We start from the raw sequence: 14,718 nt of genomic DNA on the forward strand, positions 1-14,718 counted from the left end.
TTCCCAGTTCTCATCCAGGACCGGGATAACGCTCGGCGGCTCCTCGCCGCCGCCCCCGTCGCGCAGAAAGTCCGCCGCGCTGACGACGCCGTCAGGTTCATGGTTCCTGTCGGCGCCGTCAGTGCGTGGACCCCTCCCAATCAGCGCCCGCGCGACGGCTTCGAGTTTTTTACGTGCGCCCGGCCGAACTGGTCGAAGTAGGCGCCGATGATGGCCGGCTGCAGGAAGGCGAAGAACGGACCATTGAAGACTTCTTCCAGGGCGGCATCGCCCTCGATGGCCTTGCCGTCCGCGTCACCCAGGCCAGCGACGCTGACCAGGATCTTGCGCAGGTATTCCTCATCCTCAACGGGGTTGTCCTGGATGGCTTTGATTTCTTCGCGTGCCAGGATCTTGACCTGACACTGGATGGTGCCGGTGGCGAAAACGTTGGGCTGGTCGGTGGGGATGCGCAGTTCCACCGGCAGGTGCACGGTGTTGGTTCGGGCGAGACGGAGCATGGGAAAGTCCTTGGGAAGTGGTTTAACAGCCCCTTGATCGGGGACAGGTCCACTTTGCCCAGGCACAGCTGCCGTTCGGGACTAAAGCACTTCACTGAAAAAGAAAGGCCCCGCACAGTGGCGGGGCCGTTGGGAGTGTAGCGCAGTACCTGCGAATTACGGTGGCGTGCTGTCGCCGAACTCGATGTACAGCTCATCGCCGCCAGCATCGCTGGCCACGCAGGGACCAGTGAGCTCCCAGCCGTAGTCGCCATCAATCTCGACTTCGTTGATGTTCTCGATCTGGCCGCGAATGCCCAGCTCGCTGTAGAGCTTGCTCTTTTCGGTCAGGCGCAGCGCAACCTCCAGGACGCCGGCCGAGTCGCGCACTGCCCACGGATTGAAGTCAGCCAGGGCCGTCTTGGCCAGGCGCAGCGTCCAGGTCGGGGCGCGGTCGCTGATGCCGCTTTCCTTGTGGCTGGTGTACTCCTTCGACGTGATCGTGTTGCCCACGTCCACCGAGAGGGACTTGGCCCACACGACCAGGCCCGCTCCGCCATCAACCGTGATCGTGGTGCGGGTGTTGTCCGCGCGCGCGACGGTGGGCACCACGGCGGTGGTGGTGATGTTGGGCAGAGCGTCCTCGGCGATGGTGTCGTAGTCGCCCTGGATGCGGATGTTGCCCTTGAAGCGCTCGCCAACGGCCAGTGCCAGGTTGGTGAGGTTGTGACGTGCGGCGCCGATCTGCTTGACCGTGCCGGCATGCCAGAACTTGGCATCAGAGATCGGGATGTTCGCGCTGATCGGGTTGTAGCGCGTGGTTTTCGCAACAGCATCCTTGACGGCGGTCATGCCAGCGGGCAGCAACAGCGGCGCGCAGACGGCATCGGAGTCAGCCGCTGCACCCGGCTTGGTCGGCGGGAACAGCTCAAACTCGCCCTCAATGAAGGCGCGCTTGGCACCGACTGCGAAGGGCTGGCCAGTCAGAAACGGACGATCCACCGGGCGTTCGATCTTGTCGAACTCGGTGCCGCTGCTGCCGTTGAACAGCAACACGCCATCGGCGCTGGCGGTGGGGACAATCGGCACCGAGGCCGATGCGCGCAGCGCCAGGGCCAGGCCGCGACGCTTGAAGGATTCCAGGTTGGGCTGGGCCATGGTCAGTTCTCGGGTGAGGTTGCAGAGGAGCGGCGCGAGCGGTTCTGGCTCGATGCCGGCGGTGGCGGCGGCTCGGGTGCTGGAGCGGGTTCGGCGGGCAGTACGGACTCATCCACGAGCTGGCCATCGATCACGCGCCAGGCACCGCCGCTGGTAGGGGTGTGCTTGGTAGTCATGGGGGCGGTGTGTGTTGCATGCGGTAGTTGGTGACGAATATCTGCTGGCTGACCAGCCAGCCGGCGCGGAACTTCTCATCACGGCCAGCCTGGAAGCTGAGTGCATCGAACGCATCGACTGGGGTCCAGCCGGCCAGCGCCATGCGGACGCCTGGAATGACTTGCTCATCCATCTGGCGGCGTGCGCCACTGCCACTGGCCTGGCCGCTGAAGTTGCGCACCATCAGGACCACGCGCAACGTGACATCCACGTTCTGGATGTGCTGATCGCCCGTGTACTTCGGGCGGCCACCCACCTCGGCGGCCGTCACATACGCGGCGCAGTCCTTTGCCGGCTGCTGGTCCAGGGCGGTATCCAGGTCGGCGGCGTCACCGACCAGGAGCAGTGCCTGGACGTGATTCCGCAGACGCTCCAGGACGGGCGAGATCGGGAACGGCCCCACTGTCACGGTCGGCCCTCGCGCCCGAACACCTTGTTGCCGGCATGGAAGATGAATTCCCCTGCAGAGCCGCTGGACGTGGTCGGATCTTCGATGCCCAGGTGGAACTTTTCCTGTGCCGTCTCCTGCAGCAGGCGAATCGCGTCACGGTAGTCACGCACGATGGGATCGGTGCGCTCGTCCGTCTGGCGATCAGGGTGCAGCAGGTAGCGCGTGATGCTGCGCGACCAAACGGCCAGCAGCGGCACGACCTTGGCCAGCGGCAGTCTGTAGCGCCGTGCCAGGTAGCCGTCGATGATCGCGTCTGCCTGACGGGTGGCCTCCTGGATGCGCTCCAGGGCTGCATCGGCCTTGGCCACTTCGCTTGGCGGAAAGGCGCTGCGGTCACCCCCACGCAACGTGGCATCCATCAGCTCGGTGGCAACCGGGCGCTCATCGCGCCCACCCGCCACCTGGGACAGTTCCAGCGCCCCTGGGAGCTCGGCCAGTTGCGTGAGGGTGACGTAGGCCATTACGCGCCGGCCTCCAGCGCTGCCTCGATCAAGCCCACCCGATCTGCTGCCGGCTGGGTCGCCCAGGCCTCCTCGGCCAGGCCAGCGGCGGCGCGTGCGCGGGCCTCCGCTTCTGCCCACTTGCGCTTGGCGTTGCCGGACTTGGTTGCCTTGCGTTCGCGAGCCAGTGCCAGTTCGTTGGGATCGTCCGAGGCGGGCACCTCCGTCACGATCAGTTCGGAGTCGCTGTTGATCGCGTCGAGCTGCTTCTTGTCCAGGTCATCGACATGCACCGTCCGGCCCTGCCGGGTGAAGTGCATGCCGGCACGCCAGCGGCCACGCTCCAGGCGGGCCTTTACCAGGATCTGTTCGGCCATGGGCCGCTCCTTCTGTAATCGGGGAAGTTACGACCGGCACCCCGTGGTGCCGGTCAGCGGTCGAGGGTCAGAGCAACCAGGCGCTGTCCATCACCTCAACAACGCCCTTCATCACGTTGTCGGTGCCGGCGATCTGGTTGGCGGTCAGGATCTTGGCGGCCTTGAACTTGTCGTTCGGCACGCACACCAGCAGATCCGGCACCAGGCCCAACGGACGGCCGTGGTCGCCCCTGCGGGAAGTGAAGGCGGTGTAGGCCGCCTGCAGGTTCTCCTCGGTCAGCGGCTTGTTGCTGGCGTAGGCCATCTGCCAGAAACCGAAACCGACATTGCGGCGGCAATCGACGCCGTAGCGGAATTCCTTCTTGTTGAACACGCCCTCATCGGTATCCGTATCCATGGAAACGAACTGCGGCGGCTTGCGGTTCTGGAAGATGATCGGCTTGAGTGCACGCTTGGTGCACAGCAGATACCAGTAGGCACCACTGCCGCCCGAATCCACGTTGCTCTGGACCGTTTCCTTGCCTTCCTGGTCCAGCACCGGGTGATCGGTGTCGAAGAAGTTCTGGCCGTCGTAACAGGCGGTGGAGATGCCGTTCTTCAAAAGCGCGAACGTCAGCTCGTCCGGCTGTGCGCCGACCGACTCGCCCATGCTCTGCATGAGCGGGCTGTAGATGCCGAGGTTGTCATCCTCGATGTCATCCTTGTCCACGCCGACAGTCAGCTCATACGGCTTGTTCTTGATGGTGTAGCCGTGGTTCTGCAGACCATGCACCACACGTTCGCCGACCCATTCGCGCAAGCTGGGCAGCTTGCCCAGCCAGCCGTACTCGTTGGACTTGGTGGTGGACGGCACCACGGTGGCAATGCGCTGGTACTGGGACGGTGCCTGGCCGAGGCCGGCGTTGAATGCTGCGTTGAAGGCGACGTACAGCGTGGAAAGATTGCCGCGATTGACGATCATGGGATTGTCCTAGTGATAGGTGAACGGATGGGCCGGCTCAGCCGACCACGATCCACACGCCGGCCGCATCCACGTCCAGGACGACACCAGCGCGCTTGCGGGCGCCGCTGTTGTCGGTCTTGGCCACGGTCTGGTCATCGGCGATGTAGGCAGTTGCGCCGATGTCGGCGCGGGTGATGGCATCAGCGCCAGCACTGTTGTCAAAACGGAAGCCAGTGCCGCGCTCGCATTCGACGGTCTCGCCTGCAGCAGTGCCGGTGACGGAGCGGAGTGCAACGCCGACTGCGTCGCCGGAACCGGCAGTGCCTGCCGGCACCGCGTTGCCGTTGGACGCCAGCAGCGCAATCAGCGTGCCCGCATGGAGCGCGGTGCCGGGGTTGGAGGGGTGGCCGACACGATGTGCGTCCCGGCGCGGGGTGTTGCGAGCCTGGGTGGCTGCGCTCATAGCGGACTCCGGTGAGAGGTGGGGGGTAGTGCTCAGGCCTGCGCCTGGGCGGCGTCCTTCTTAGCCTTCGCGAAGGCTTCGGGGGTGACGCCGGTAGCGCTGCACACGGCCATTTCAGCCGCGTCCAGGCCATGCTCGTTGGTCGCGCTGGCCGGCTTCCGGCCGCCGGTCTGCGTGCTAGTCAAGGCAGCGATCGGACCGGCCTTGTCCAGGAAGGACGACAGCGCGGCCAGGTCTTTGTTGCCCAGATCGGTGGCCCAGTCCTTCATGCTCGGCAGCAGGCGGCCATCAGCCAGGCCATCCTCGACCAGAGCGCTGACCTTGTCAGCGGTGCGCTCGGCGGACAGAGCGGCGACCTGGCCGCGCACTTCTTCCAGTGCGGCGATGGGCACGAACTTGGTCGGGTCCGGGGTGGCGGTGGCCTTGGTCTTGAGGGCACTGCAGGCCGCAACGGCCGGCTCGCCCTCGGCGCCCAGCTCGGCCTGCAGTCGGCGCAGCACGCCCAAGCTGGTGGTCAGGGAACTGCAGGCAGCGATGGCGTCCGCTTCGGAGGTGGTTTCGGGCAGGCCCAGGGCAGCCAGGAAGGCTTTGAGCAACGGGTTCATGGAGGTTTCCTTGTCAGGATCGATGTCGTGGGCAAAGCAAGCCGCTGCGCGCAGCTCCATGGCCTGCATGCCGTCGATGGCGGGGTCATTGGTGAAGGCGGCCATCTGCATGGCCAGCACCTCGCCGGTGGTCTTGTCGTAGAGGAACACCGGAGAGACATAGCGATAGGCGCCGGTTCGGATCTGCTCCGCAGCCTGGGGAGTCAGCTCGGTGGTGGCCCAGAGGCCAGATCCCTCGCGCCATTGCAGCGCACGCATCCAGGCAGCGGCCGGCGCGGGCTGCCCGTTGGTTTCTTTGTGCAGGGTCTGGTGCTCGTAATCGACCACTGCCGGGTTGACGCGAGCGTTGAAACGCTCGATCACGCGAGCCGCCACCGAGGCGTCGATGTACCAGGCGGGGACATCCATCTTTCGCCCGTCACTGGGCTTGAAGTGACCGGCAGGGGTCAGCTGGATGGAGATGGTGCGGTCATCGCCCACGGCGTCGGCCTGCAGCTGGAAGCTGCAGGCAGCCAGGGCAACGGCGGTATGGAGGCGGCGGGCGGGCTGATTCATCCCCGCCAGATTCGCCGCCCTCGATCAGGCGGCGGGACTAAAGCCCTTCACTGCTTTTCGGGTGCGGCCCGATGGGCGGGATGTCGGCAGGGACTCTACACCGGACCGGGCGATTTTTGTCCCTCGCCGGGGTGGTCACTTGAACAGTCGCCTTCAAGGGCGTTTGAAAGGCGTTTAAATCGACCGCCGCTGCCCGTTGGGGGTGGACCATGGACGGTGGCCGCGCCCAGGGGGCCTCCACGGGCCGTACAGGCCGTTTTAGGCGGGGGTCGATCCAGCGGGGTGCGCGTCCAGTTCCAACCACGCGACGGCCAGGCGTTCGATGCTCTGCTCATCCTCGGCGCTCAAGCCCATGAAGGGACGGGCCGGCAATCCAGGATGATTCACCTTGGCCACGAATGCGGGTCCGTCCTTGCCATCCTTTCCTGAGCGCGTCTGCATGCCAGGCCAGTAAAGCGCCTTTCCGTTCTTTGCTCGGATCTCGTATGGCTTGGTGCCTTCCTGGTGCCAGCGCGCCTGCTTGGAATCGGCGCGGATCTCCACCCAGTCAGGGCCCGACAACGGGTGGATGCCGTCACGGGTGCGGCGGGTATCGTTGAGCGGGGTCCGCCCCGATCCATCGGCCAACGGCTGCCAGGCAACGCCGTCCGGCCCAATGCCGGTATCGAATCGGGCCTGTGTGCTTTCAGTCAGATCCTCGCCAACCTGGGCCATCAGGCCTGACAGGTTGACGCTGCGCTCCAGGAGACGGGCAAACCACTGTTCGGCCTGCCGCGCATCGATAGTGAGAATCAGGGGTTCATTGGCCATGGTATTCTCCGCAAACGGGCCGGGGCCAAGCCGCCCCCGGCGTAGCGGCTCCGCCGCAATCCTTCCACAGGGTGGGCCAGCCCCCGAGGCCCTGCAGGAAGCGCCGCAGAGCGGACTGGCGCGTCTGTAGGCAAAGGCTCATTCCTCCGGCCGTCCCCATACCAGCAGCCCCTGCCGCGAACGCGGCTGAGCCTTGCTGCCACGGAAGAAGTCGAACGATCCCCACACCCCGCCTGGCAGCACCTCGGCAATCACTGTCAGGGCGTAGCGCTTCTGCGAGCCGCCTTCGGACTCGGTGACTTCGATCCGCTTGACGTAGTAGCGGCGCAGGCCAAGCTGGCCAGCCTCGTTGCGGGCGAAGTTGGCCCACACCTCAAACGGGCTCTGGATCGTCTCGGCCAGCAGCGGCAGATACTTCTCCCGACCATCCAGGCGTGACGGCTTCTCCAGCCAGTGCTCAATAACCTGGTCGGTAAGCAACACCTCGGCCCCGGATGGATCGGTGAGCGTGGCAGTGCGGCCGTACAGTTCCTGCCAGGCCTGGCGCACCTGTTGAGGGTCACGAATACCCGTGGGCAACGGCCGGGCAACCGCAGCGTCCAGCGGAACCTGGGCGGGGCGCCCGTAGTCCTCGGCGCTTCGCCCTGGCGCCTCCGACCACTTGGCTGCTGCATCCTTGGCAAGCGTGCTGTCGGCGATATGGCGGCCGCTGGCGGCGTGGCCGACGTGATAGGCCCACTCCGGTGGCGGGTCGCCCTGGATGGGCGCGGGCGGCTCACTGACCTTCCAGCCCATCGCCTTCATCTTCGCGGCCGATACGCCCAGCACCGTGCAGCGACAGCCCCAGCCATTGGGCGTGTAGTGGGTGTCCCACCAGGGATGGTCGGACGGCAGGATGACGCCATCCCATGCCTTGTGCTGCTCGCGCGGGTTGCGCACGGTGTTGTGTTTGTAACGCAGGAACGGGAAATTCTTGAGCGTCTCCCAGCGGCCGGCCTGGTAGGCCGTTCGCAGGTTGGTGTGGTAGATAGTCGCCGTGCGCCAGGCCTGTCCGCCTGGGCTACCTTCGCCGGTCCAGCCATGCCATCCGTTGCGCTGGACGATGTCCTGGAAGCGAGCGCGGAAATCCTCCAGCGTTTCGCCCTGGCTAATGGCTGCATCCACCGCTTCGCGCAGATCGGTCAACAGCGCATCGCGGGTGGCACCGGCAACGACAAACGCCCGAGCATGTTGCCCGTGCATCAGGTCATCCCACCGTCGCGTCGGAAGGTTCACCTTCCCGCGAAAGTAGCGCTCCGCTTCGGGCATGCTCCCGAAGTTGCCCCGGATCTCAGCCACGGCTTTCGTCCAGGGCATCGAGCATGCCCGCCGCTCCAGCAATGGCCAGGGCGTGCTGCATGGCCTGGCCGAATTGGGCCACACTCAGGTTGGGCAGCAGGGCCAGCAGGCCATCGCGGATCTGTTCCAGATCCTGGGCGCGATCAACCAGCTCCCGAATCGAGCCCACCCATTCGGCCACCACGGGATCGAGCTCGGTGGCCACCAGTCGCGCCAACTGGTCCTCGCGGTCACGCGACGACACGGAGACGGGCTGGACGGCAGCCGCCGCAGTCCGGGCACTGCTCAACGCCACCTGATCCGTTACTGCGGGGGCCTGCCCCAGCATCGGCTCATCCTCGCCGGCTTCGGGGATTCCCAGCTCGGTATGCGCCCAGGCACACGGGATCTTCATACCCATGGCGACCAGCGGGGGCAGTGCCGTGGCGTAAGTGCCGATGTCCTTGATCTCGGCCAGGTCGAACACCAGGCGCGGACAACGGCGGTAGTCACCGGGTCGCACCAGCCCGTTGAGCACTGCCAGCGGGTAGATCAGGTCACGCGACAGCGTGCTGGCCAGCTGGCCAGCATCGGCGTCCTTGATTTCCTTGCGCACTTCGTTGTGCACCGTTCCCAGCGCATTGGTGCTGGTCTTGCCGTCAGCCTGGCTGGTCAGCGTGCCGCCCAGGATGGCCTTGCTCTGGCTGCGCTCGCACCAGTTCATCATCAGCTCAAAGGCCTGGGGATCACCCTCAGCAACAGCGGGGAACTCCATGCTCATCCCCTCGGGGATGATGCCGGCCGCGTTGTGGCCGATTTCCATCAACGCGCGCAGCAGTGACATTTTCTCGCGGTCGGATGCGCCTGGCGGGTACTTGCCGATCCGCATCGGGATGCCGTAGACCTCCAGGAACTCGGCCAGGTCGCCGACGCTGTAGTTCTTGAACAGGTACGGCCACACCAACACGCGGAACAGCGCAGCGCGCTCCAGGTAGCCGCTCTTGGCCTTGTGGGTGTGCGTGATCCAACCGAACGGGCGCAGGGCTTCGCCCTCGCCAGTGCCGTTGCGCAGACGGATCTCCTGGCGATAGCCGCGGTGCAGCTGGAACCACGACTGCGGCCGATGGGTGATGGACTTCGGCAACCACTCCTGGGCGCTGCGATCCCATTCGATTTCCAGGTTGGCAAAACCCTTGCCGATGGCGTCGGTGGTATCGAACACGACCCCATCGAAGTCATCGATAGCCAGCACCATCGCCTGCAGCTGCTCGGTCGCCTTCTTCTCGGCCGCACTGGGATTGGGCGGCGCACTGATCTTGAACGGCAGCCCGGATACGGCGCGGCGGCGCTTGGACATCTCCGAGAAAACGTGAGCGTCGCGCTCTTCGATGTCTTCAAACAGCTCGTACTGGCGGATCAAATCGCCCTGTTCGGCTGCCAGGAGGATCGAGGCCAGCCGGCTGGGCGTGAGGCCGCGCGAGGGGTGTCCCTGGAACTCGCGCTGCAGCGAGGTGGCGTGCGCAGTCTGAGGCTGTGCCAGATCGGTCAAGGCGAAGGGCTGGCCATCGGGGCCAAGAATGCGGGTTTGGTTCACCATGCTTGCGGTTCCGGCAGATTGAATTCGTCGTCCTCGGGACGCTCGTGCCCGTGGCTGGCCACGGAATCAAAGCCGCGCACTGAGCGCGGCACAGGAGTCCAGTCCATCTCGGCACCTGGATGGCGACTGGCGTAGTACATGAGGGCAACCGCGATAGCCGAGTCGCCATGGCGCTGGCCACCATCCCGCCCAGTGGTCCGCTCGGGCACCCTGGCCACGCCCTTGATGACTCGCACCACGCGCAGGTCTGCCATCGTGTCCTTGTCACGCGGCAGGGAAATGGTGTCGTCCTCAAATGCCTTCTTGACTGGCGGCATGTGCTCTCGATACCAGCCCTCGGTGGCCATGACCAACTCGACACGGCTATAGCCGAACTCCTGGGCGAGGAACTCTGCGAGTGCATGACCATTACCGCGCGCATCCACCGCAGCTTTCACGAACCGAGGCAAACGGTGGATAACGTACTTGGCTACCTGTTCCTGCTGGCGGTGCGGCATGTTCCGCAGTTCGAGGATGAACGGCGCTTTGCGCTTGAGGGTCTGGGTGATCTGCGCTGGCACCATCACCGACAAGTCACCTGACCGGCCGAAGTCCTGGCCATAGACGCTCTGTAGATCAGGGTCCAGCTTGTCCAGGTGCGGTCCGACATCGTCATCCAACCAGGTCTGCACGGCCTCCCATCGGACGTGGTCGCTTTGCTGCTCAAAACCCTTGGGACAGGTGTAGCGCAGCACCGGGGCATCGGTCATGCGCGCCTCAATCAGCGCTGCACTGAGCCATGCGCCACTGCCCTGTGACGGAATGCAGTCCAGCTCCTCGGCGGCGGCATCGCCATAGGTTCCGTACACCTCGGCGATAAACTCCTCCTCGGCTTCCTGTGACCAGGTTTTGCCCAGGCGCATGCAGACACGGCGGTAAAGGCCTTCTTCGACCGCCTCACGGAAAGGCACGCGGTGGATCGATCCGCGACGACCACCCGCGCGGATCTCCTCGATCAGCTCATTGAATGCGTTGTCATGGCCATCATGGGTGGAGATAAGGCGAACTTTTCCGCCCCACACCAGGAACGCAACAGCTGCCTTGAGCAGCTCCTGCAGATCATCGACGAACGCGGCTTCGTCGCCCACCAGCACGCCCTGGCGACCACGCAACTTGCGCGGCCGACTGGCCAGTGCCGTGATCTTGAATCCACTCTCCGGAAAACGAATGGTGAAGGTCTTGATGTGTTTGTCATCTTCCTCCTCATCCCAAAAGCCTTCCTCCACCAGCCCGGCCGCATAGTTGAAGGCCTTGGCCCACATGGCGCAGGCCTGGATGTATTCCTCGGTCATTTCCTTGTCGGTGCCGAGGTAGTACACGTTCTGACCGCCCGCGCCCTTTGCACTGGCGGCAATCAGCACGTCGTCGGCAGCCTCCGCCCAGGTGATGCCGGTACGGCGTCCCTTCTCCATAACCTTGAGGTTGGCGGTGTCAGCGATCCAGCGCTGCTGATACGGCATCAGTGCCGCAGGCACGTCGGCAGCGGCAGTGTTCGGAACAAGCTGGCGGGCGTTCTCAGTCATTCGGTGCGGATTCCCAGGATCTGAGAGCGAATGTCGGCGGCGGCAGCGGCGGACAGTCCGCCGCTCTTGACGACCTTCTCCAGCTTGGCGGCCTGCTCGCGCACCATGGCATCGCGCGCTTCCTGCATGATGGCGCGCCGCACATTGACGCTCACGCGCTGGGTGTCCATCGCGTCCTTGGCAGCGCGGGCCAGTTTGCGGATCTCATCAATGCTCACGTCCTCCTTTTCGTGAGCCCGCAGCGCCGCATTGGTGGCCAGGGTGGTGATGGCTTGGCCGAGGAGCGCGCCAGCCTTCTCGCCCACACCTTCGCCCAGCTCGCCCACCACAGCCTGGGACACTGCCTCAATCTCCCGCATGCGAGCCGTCAGCTCAGCAAACCCCGCACCATAGCGATGCAGGGCGGAGCGCGAGATGTCGGCCGCAGGCTGTCCTGGGAACTGCTGTTGCAGTGCCTCGATCATCTCGGCCAGCGTGAGGCGATCTTCGCGCAACAGCTTCTCGATGAACGTGCGTTGTTCTGCGGGCAGGCGCTGAATGCTGGACTTGCCGCGACGGCGTGGTGTGGTGCTCATCGTCGTTACCGGGGGCTGGGGCGGCTGACACCGGGCACACTGGCCATGCCACGCGAAACGTCGTGACCACGAGCGCTCAGCTCAGCAACCATCACACCCGGCACGGGCTCATCAACGCGCACCAGCGATTGCTCGCTCAGCCAGGTCAGGTCGGTCAGCACGTCATCGCGGCTGGCGGCCACGGCCAGGACGTTGAGGCCGGCATGCAGTACCGAACTGTTGGCGCGGTAGCCGTTCTGTTCCGAGAGCAGCCGCAGCAACACCAGGCGACGGTCCTCGCGGTGGCGCTCCGCAAAGGTCTTGTGGGACATCAGTCTTTCTCCATGAGGTGTTCTTGGACGGTTTCGAGCATGCGATTGGTGGCGGCTGCCATGCCCTCCAATCGGGCAATTCGGTCAAACAGTTCGCCGGTTTCCTTGTGGGTCAGGTGGTGTGCGTGCTGAACCTCCAGTTTCGTGACTCGATCAGCCAAACCGGAGTGGCGCCACCAAAGCACCACGCCGACCAGAAGGTTGAGCGCGACCAGTCCAGCAACCAGGACCAACAGCCCAATGACGATGGACGCATCCCATGCGGCGGCGGCGATCACGGGCGGAATCCTGCGCCTGCGCAGGCGGTGCAATGGCGGGTGCCTGGCACTGCCTGCAGGCGACCAACTGGGACGATGGCGCCGCACTCCTGGCATTCGGTATCGCGCATCGGCTTGGGCGCTGGTTGAGGGTTGAACTGCGGGCGGCTGTGCCTGAAACGATCCCAGGCGCGTTCGGTTACTACGTCGGCCTGGTCAGCGTCGTCTGCCACTCGGGTGCCTCTTGCCTTGGATGATTTCAGTCAGGTCCACCGCCACGGCACGAAGCGTGGCCACGCGCCCTCGGTTGATGAGCCCTGCGTTGCCTGGCTGCCTGCTGCCGCTTTCGGCATCGCGAGCCATCTGCTCGTACTCGTTCCGCAAGCGGGTCAGGTCAGCGACCTTGATCGTGGGTTCCGCCTTCACGGGCACAGGCCTCCACGGGCAGCTGCAGCTGGGTGACCGCTGTGCAGTACCAGCCCCAGGCGGTCGCCTCCCAGTCCGACACTGCCTGCGTCAGCCTTCGCTGCTGGTTGCGGCAGTCGTGGTACAGCGCCGCGACCTGGTCGTGATTCCCCAGCAGGGTTTCCCAGAGATCGTCCTTGGCTGCCGGCAGCTCCGGGCATTCGGCCTTGAGCGTTGCCGGCATTGGGGGCGCGGGCGGCAGAGGCAGCGGCGCCTGCGTTACTGCGGTTCCAGTGCTGCAGGACATCAGCCCCGGCGTGACCAGTGCGCAGATCAGGGCGAGTGCGCAGGAGCGCAGCGAGCGCCTCTTGCTGCTGCAGGTTGAATTGACGTTGGTTCTCACGGTCCAGCTCCTGGAGCTCGGCAATGTGGTTGAGGCGCTGGGTTGCGCGGTAGTAATTGGCGGTTGCCTGGGCCGATTGGGTCTGCAGCGTCTTGGCCGACTGCTGCAGTTGGCGTAGCTGCAGCTCCAGGCCCTGGCGCTGCTCGATGGCCGCCGATCCGGCTGCCCAGCGATGCCCCGTCGCAAACCCGATGCCGAGCAACGCGGCAACGGTCAGGCACAGCACCAACAGCAAAGAGAGGAAGCGATAGGGGCGGGTCGGGTCTGCGATCAGGGGCATGTGGCCACCCCCGTCCAACCGGCCGCGAGATACGCTGGCTCCAGTGTCAGCAGGATTCGTTTCGGATAGCCGGTGTTCTCTCTGTGCGCCCACTCCGCTCGGGCGCGGTACGGCTCGACAGCCCGCCAGTCGTTTGCATCCGCTCCCTTGGTGTACGCCAGCGCTCGTTCGCGATTGAGCGCCTTTTCACCGCCGTTGTACGCGCGGAAGGTAAAGGCCCACCGGCTGCAGCTGCTCATACGCCCCTGGCTGTACTCGGCGACGCGGTCGAACAGCCAGCGGTCATACAGCGCGGCAGCCAGGATGGCCTGCTGCGGGTTCCAGGGATCGAATCCTGCCAGGTCGGTCGGATAGATCGTGGCGATCCAGCGGGCCGTGGACGGCATGAACTGGGCGATCCCCTGGGCACCCACAGGTGAGCGCGCATCGGCCCGAAATGCGGACTCCTGGTGCAGCTGTGCAGCCAGGCGTGCCGAGCTCGCGTTGACGCCCCAAGCGCGGGACGCTGCCTGTTCCACGCGATGTCGATACAAGGCAGATGCGGGGGCAATCTTGACGGTGGCGCGGGTGGGTGCGGCTTCGGCCGTGCCGCAGATGGCCCACGTTACGATGGCCACAAGCACCAGGCAGACCGCGATGGCCAAGCGCAGGCCGGGATCGGGGCGGCCGTGCCGGGTCATCCGATCAACCCTGCCGCAATCATGGCCGCAGCGATCAGCGTCACGCGGCGGGTTTGCGCCATCGACTTCTCGATGCCATCGAGATACCTGGGATCGGCGCCACGGAACAGAGTGAGGTCAACGCCGTGGCCGATTACCGCTGCCATTGTCAGCTTGGCAGCTGCCCAGGCGTAGGACGCCACCAGGATGGGATTGAGGATGGCCACGCTGGCCAGCAGAAACAGGCTCAGCGCCAGCCACAGCCAGATGTAGCCGATGCGGTCGAACAGCGAGCCGAGGTAGGCGATGGCTCGGGTACGGCGATTGTTGGGTTCCATGTGCACTCCGCTGTTTGGGTAAGCGGGGTGCGTCCGTGCTGCGCACGTTGACCGTCCCCCGGTGCACACAGCTTCCGCGCGCGCGAAAGTGGACGGGGACTAAAGTGCTTCAATGAAAAAGCCCCGCATATGCGGGGCCTTTGTAGGGATACTGGCAGGTCTAATCGTGTCGCGCACACGCCCGTGGGTAGTCGCGCCAGAGTATGGCATCCACACTCCCATCGTCCTGACCCGGATCAATGACCGCAGCGACCGGATCGACCATGAAACGGCGATAGCCTTCTGGCCCGAACGACACCCGTCCGCAGACAGTGCGCTTGTCCACTCCTATGCGGACATCCGTGAATGCCGCGACGGTAACGCCGGCCTTCTCCATGATCGCGCTCTTGGCAGAGGCGATCTTCCAACTTGAGTAACCCCATACGGACCAAACGAGGCACCCCAGCACCACCGCCGCAATCACTGCAACCACGGTCCACTCAATTTTGCCCAGCACCGGCCGACTCATCATCTCTCC

At 65.0% G+C, this 14,718-nt stretch carries 20 protein-coding genes; all 20 read right to left on the minus strand.

Annotated features, from left to right (window positions below; all coding sequences use genetic code 11):
* Positions 1–140 precede the first annotated feature (140 nt).
* On the minus strand, positions 141–500 hold the full coding sequence (locus tag ACZLIF_RS07235) for a hypothetical protein (RefSeq protein WP_049436675.1): 360 nt from the start codon (positions 498–500) through the stop codon (positions 141–143).
* Positions 501–656: 156 nt separating this feature from the next.
* Entirely contained in the window at positions 657–1,637 is a 981-nt protein-coding gene (locus tag ACZLIF_RS07240) for a hypothetical protein (RefSeq protein ID WP_128987837.1), read from the minus strand.
* 172 nt (positions 1,638–1,809) lie between these two features.
* Positions 1,810–2,262, minus strand: coding sequence for a phage tail terminator protein (locus tag ACZLIF_RS07245; protein ID WP_128987838.1), 453 nt, complete (start codon positions 2,260–2,262; stop codon positions 1,810–1,812).
* Entirely contained in the window at positions 2,259–2,765 is a 507-nt protein-coding gene (locus ACZLIF_RS07250; RefSeq protein ID WP_128987839.1) for a gp436 family protein, read from the minus strand. Before ACZLIF_RS07250 ends, ACZLIF_RS07245 begins: the two co-directional genes overlap by 4 nt.
* The gene (locus tag ACZLIF_RS07255; RefSeq protein WP_128987840.1) at positions 2,765–3,121 is read right to left on the minus strand and encodes a hypothetical protein; all 357 of its coding nucleotides are present in this window, start codon (positions 3,119–3,121) and stop codon (positions 2,765–2,767) included. Before ACZLIF_RS07255 ends, ACZLIF_RS07250 begins: the two co-directional genes overlap by 1 nt.
* 67 nt (positions 3,122–3,188) lie before the next feature.
* Positions 3,189–4,082: a Mu-like prophage major head subunit gpT family protein gene (locus ACZLIF_RS07260; RefSeq protein WP_459062125.1), complete on the minus strand. Its 894-nt coding sequence runs from the start codon at positions 4,080–4,082 to the stop codon at positions 3,189–3,191.
* A gap of 37 nt (positions 4,083–4,119) precedes the next feature.
* Complete coding sequence (locus ACZLIF_RS07265; RefSeq protein WP_128987842.1) at positions 4,120–4,527, minus strand: hypothetical protein; 408 nt, start codon at positions 4,525–4,527, stop codon at positions 4,120–4,122.
* Positions 4,528–4,559: 32 nt separating this feature from the next.
* A complete protein-coding gene (locus tag ACZLIF_RS07270; RefSeq protein ID WP_128987843.1) occupies positions 4,560–5,687 on the minus strand; it encodes a phage protease in 1,128 nt (375 codons plus the stop codon).
* Between the two features lie 258 nt (positions 5,688–5,945).
* On the minus strand, positions 5,946–6,497 hold the full coding sequence (locus ACZLIF_RS07275; RefSeq protein WP_128987844.1) for a phage virion morphogenesis protein: 552 nt from the start codon (positions 6,495–6,497) through the stop codon (positions 5,946–5,948).
* A 138-nt stretch (positions 6,498–6,635) separates the two neighbouring features.
* Positions 6,636–7,739, minus strand: a complete 1,104-nt coding sequence (locus ACZLIF_RS07280) for a PBECR2 nuclease fold domain-containing protein (RefSeq protein WP_164972338.1) — start codon at positions 7,737–7,739, stop codon at positions 6,636–6,638.
* 88 nt (positions 7,740–7,827) lie between these two features.
* Positions 7,828–9,411: a DUF935 domain-containing protein gene (locus ACZLIF_RS07285; protein WP_128987846.1), complete on the minus strand. Its 1,584-nt coding sequence runs from the start codon at positions 9,409–9,411 to the stop codon at positions 7,828–7,830.
* Entirely contained in the window at positions 9,405–10,973 is a 1,569-nt protein-coding gene (locus ACZLIF_RS07290; protein ID WP_128987847.1) for a hypothetical protein, read from the minus strand. Before ACZLIF_RS07290 ends, ACZLIF_RS07285 begins: the two co-directional genes overlap by 7 nt.
* Positions 10,970–11,548: a phage protein Gp27 family protein gene (locus ACZLIF_RS07295; protein WP_100552825.1), complete on the minus strand. Its 579-nt coding sequence runs from the start codon at positions 11,546–11,548 to the stop codon at positions 10,970–10,972. Before ACZLIF_RS07295 ends, ACZLIF_RS07290 begins: the two co-directional genes overlap by 4 nt.
* 5 nt (positions 11,549–11,553) lie before the next feature.
* On the minus strand, positions 11,554–11,859 hold the full coding sequence (locus ACZLIF_RS07300) for a VpaChn25_0724 family phage protein (protein ID WP_049436663.1): 306 nt from the start codon (positions 11,857–11,859) through the stop codon (positions 11,554–11,556).
* Positions 11,859–12,137: a hypothetical protein gene (locus ACZLIF_RS07305; RefSeq protein WP_049436662.1), complete on the minus strand. Its 279-nt coding sequence runs from the start codon at positions 12,135–12,137 to the stop codon at positions 11,859–11,861. The genes ACZLIF_RS07300 and ACZLIF_RS07305 overlap by 1 nt, the downstream gene beginning before the upstream one ends.
* Positions 12,134–12,247, minus strand: coding sequence for a TraR/DksA C4-type zinc finger protein (locus ACZLIF_RS07310; RefSeq protein WP_429000435.1), 114 nt, complete (start codon positions 12,245–12,247; stop codon positions 12,134–12,136). Before ACZLIF_RS07310 ends, ACZLIF_RS07305 begins: the two co-directional genes overlap by 4 nt.
* Before the next feature lie 263 nt (positions 12,248–12,510).
* The gene (locus ACZLIF_RS07315) at positions 12,511–12,924 is read right to left on the minus strand and encodes a hypothetical protein (RefSeq protein WP_128987849.1); all 414 of its coding nucleotides are present in this window, start codon (positions 12,922–12,924) and stop codon (positions 12,511–12,513) included.
* 270 nt (positions 12,925–13,194) lie between these two features.
* On the minus strand, positions 13,195–13,884 hold the full coding sequence (locus ACZLIF_RS07320) for a transglycosylase SLT domain-containing protein (RefSeq protein WP_128987850.1): 690 nt from the start codon (positions 13,882–13,884) through the stop codon (positions 13,195–13,197).
* Positions 13,881–14,201, minus strand: coding sequence for a hypothetical protein (locus tag ACZLIF_RS07325; RefSeq protein ID WP_049436660.1), 321 nt, complete (start codon positions 14,199–14,201; stop codon positions 13,881–13,883). Before ACZLIF_RS07325 ends, ACZLIF_RS07320 begins: the two co-directional genes overlap by 4 nt.
* Before the next feature lie 160 nt (positions 14,202–14,361).
* Positions 14,362–14,709 carry a hypothetical protein gene (locus ACZLIF_RS07330; RefSeq protein WP_128987851.1) on the minus strand — a complete coding sequence of 116 codons (348 nt, stop codon included), beginning with the start codon at positions 14,707–14,709 and terminating at the stop codon, positions 14,362–14,364.
* Positions 14,710–14,718: the final 9 nt, after the last annotated feature.

The sequence above is a fragment of the Stenotrophomonas sp. 2201_Sma genome (assembly GCF_056486685.1).

What these genes read in the sequence shown, in the direction of transcription:
- ACZLIF_RS07330 (WP_128987851.1), bottom strand. Translation starts at nt 14,709, where the DNA reads ATGAGTCGGCCGGTGCTGGGCAAAATTGAGTGGACCGTGGTTGCAGTG.
- ACZLIF_RS07250 (WP_128987839.1), bottom strand. Translation starts at nt 2,765, where the DNA reads ATGGCCTACGTCACCCTCACGCAACTGGCCGAGCTCCCAGGGGCGCTG.
- ACZLIF_RS07285 (WP_128987846.1), bottom strand. Translation starts at nt 9,411, where the DNA reads ATGGTGAACCAAACCCGCATTCTTGGCCCCGATGGCCAGCCCTTCGCC.
- ACZLIF_RS07310 (WP_429000435.1), bottom strand. Translation starts at nt 12,247, where the DNA reads ATGCGCGATACCGAATGCCAGGAGTGCGGCGCCATCGTCCCAGTTGGT.
- ACZLIF_RS07235 (WP_049436675.1), bottom strand. Translation starts at nt 500, where the DNA reads ATGCTCCGTCTCGCCCGAACCAACACCGTGCACCTGCCGGTGGAACTG.
- ACZLIF_RS07280 (WP_164972338.1), bottom strand. Translation starts at nt 7,739, where the DNA reads ATGCACGGGCAACATGCTCGGGCGTTTGTCGTTGCCGGTGCCACCCGC.
- ACZLIF_RS07300 (WP_049436663.1), bottom strand. Translation starts at nt 11,859, where the DNA reads ATGTCCCACAAGACCTTTGCGGAGCGCCACCGCGAGGACCGTCGCCTG.
- ACZLIF_RS07270 (WP_128987843.1), bottom strand. Translation starts at nt 5,687, where the DNA reads ATGAATCAGCCCGCCCGCCGCCTCCATACCGCCGTTGCCCTGGCTGCC.
- ACZLIF_RS07240 (WP_128987837.1), bottom strand. Translation starts at nt 1,637, where the DNA reads ATGGCCCAGCCCAACCTGGAATCCTTCAAGCGTCGCGGCCTGGCCCTG.
- ACZLIF_RS07295 (WP_100552825.1), bottom strand. Translation starts at nt 11,548, where the DNA reads ATGAGCACCACACCACGCCGTCGCGGCAAGTCCAGCATTCAGCGCCTG.
- ACZLIF_RS07325 (WP_049436660.1), bottom strand. Translation starts at nt 14,201, where the DNA reads ATGGAACCCAACAATCGCCGTACCCGAGCCATCGCCTACCTCGGCTCG.
- ACZLIF_RS07260 (WP_459062125.1), bottom strand. Translation starts at nt 4,082, where the DNA reads ATGATCGTCAATCGCGGCAATCTTTCCACGCTGTACGTCGCCTTCAAC.
- ACZLIF_RS07320 (WP_128987850.1), bottom strand. Translation starts at nt 13,884, where the DNA reads ATGACCCGGCACGGCCGCCCCGATCCCGGCCTGCGCTTGGCCATCGCG.
- ACZLIF_RS07265 (WP_128987842.1), bottom strand. Translation starts at nt 4,527, where the DNA reads ATGAGCGCAGCCACCCAGGCTCGCAACACCCCGCGCCGGGACGCACAT.
- ACZLIF_RS07275 (WP_128987844.1), bottom strand. Translation starts at nt 6,497, where the DNA reads ATGGCCAATGAACCCCTGATTCTCACTATCGATGCGCGGCAGGCCGAA.
- ACZLIF_RS07255 (WP_128987840.1), bottom strand. Translation starts at nt 3,121, where the DNA reads ATGGCCGAACAGATCCTGGTAAAGGCCCGCCTGGAGCGTGGCCGCTGG.
- ACZLIF_RS07290 (WP_128987847.1), bottom strand. Translation starts at nt 10,973, where the DNA reads ATGACTGAGAACGCCCGCCAGCTTGTTCCGAACACTGCCGCTGCCGAC.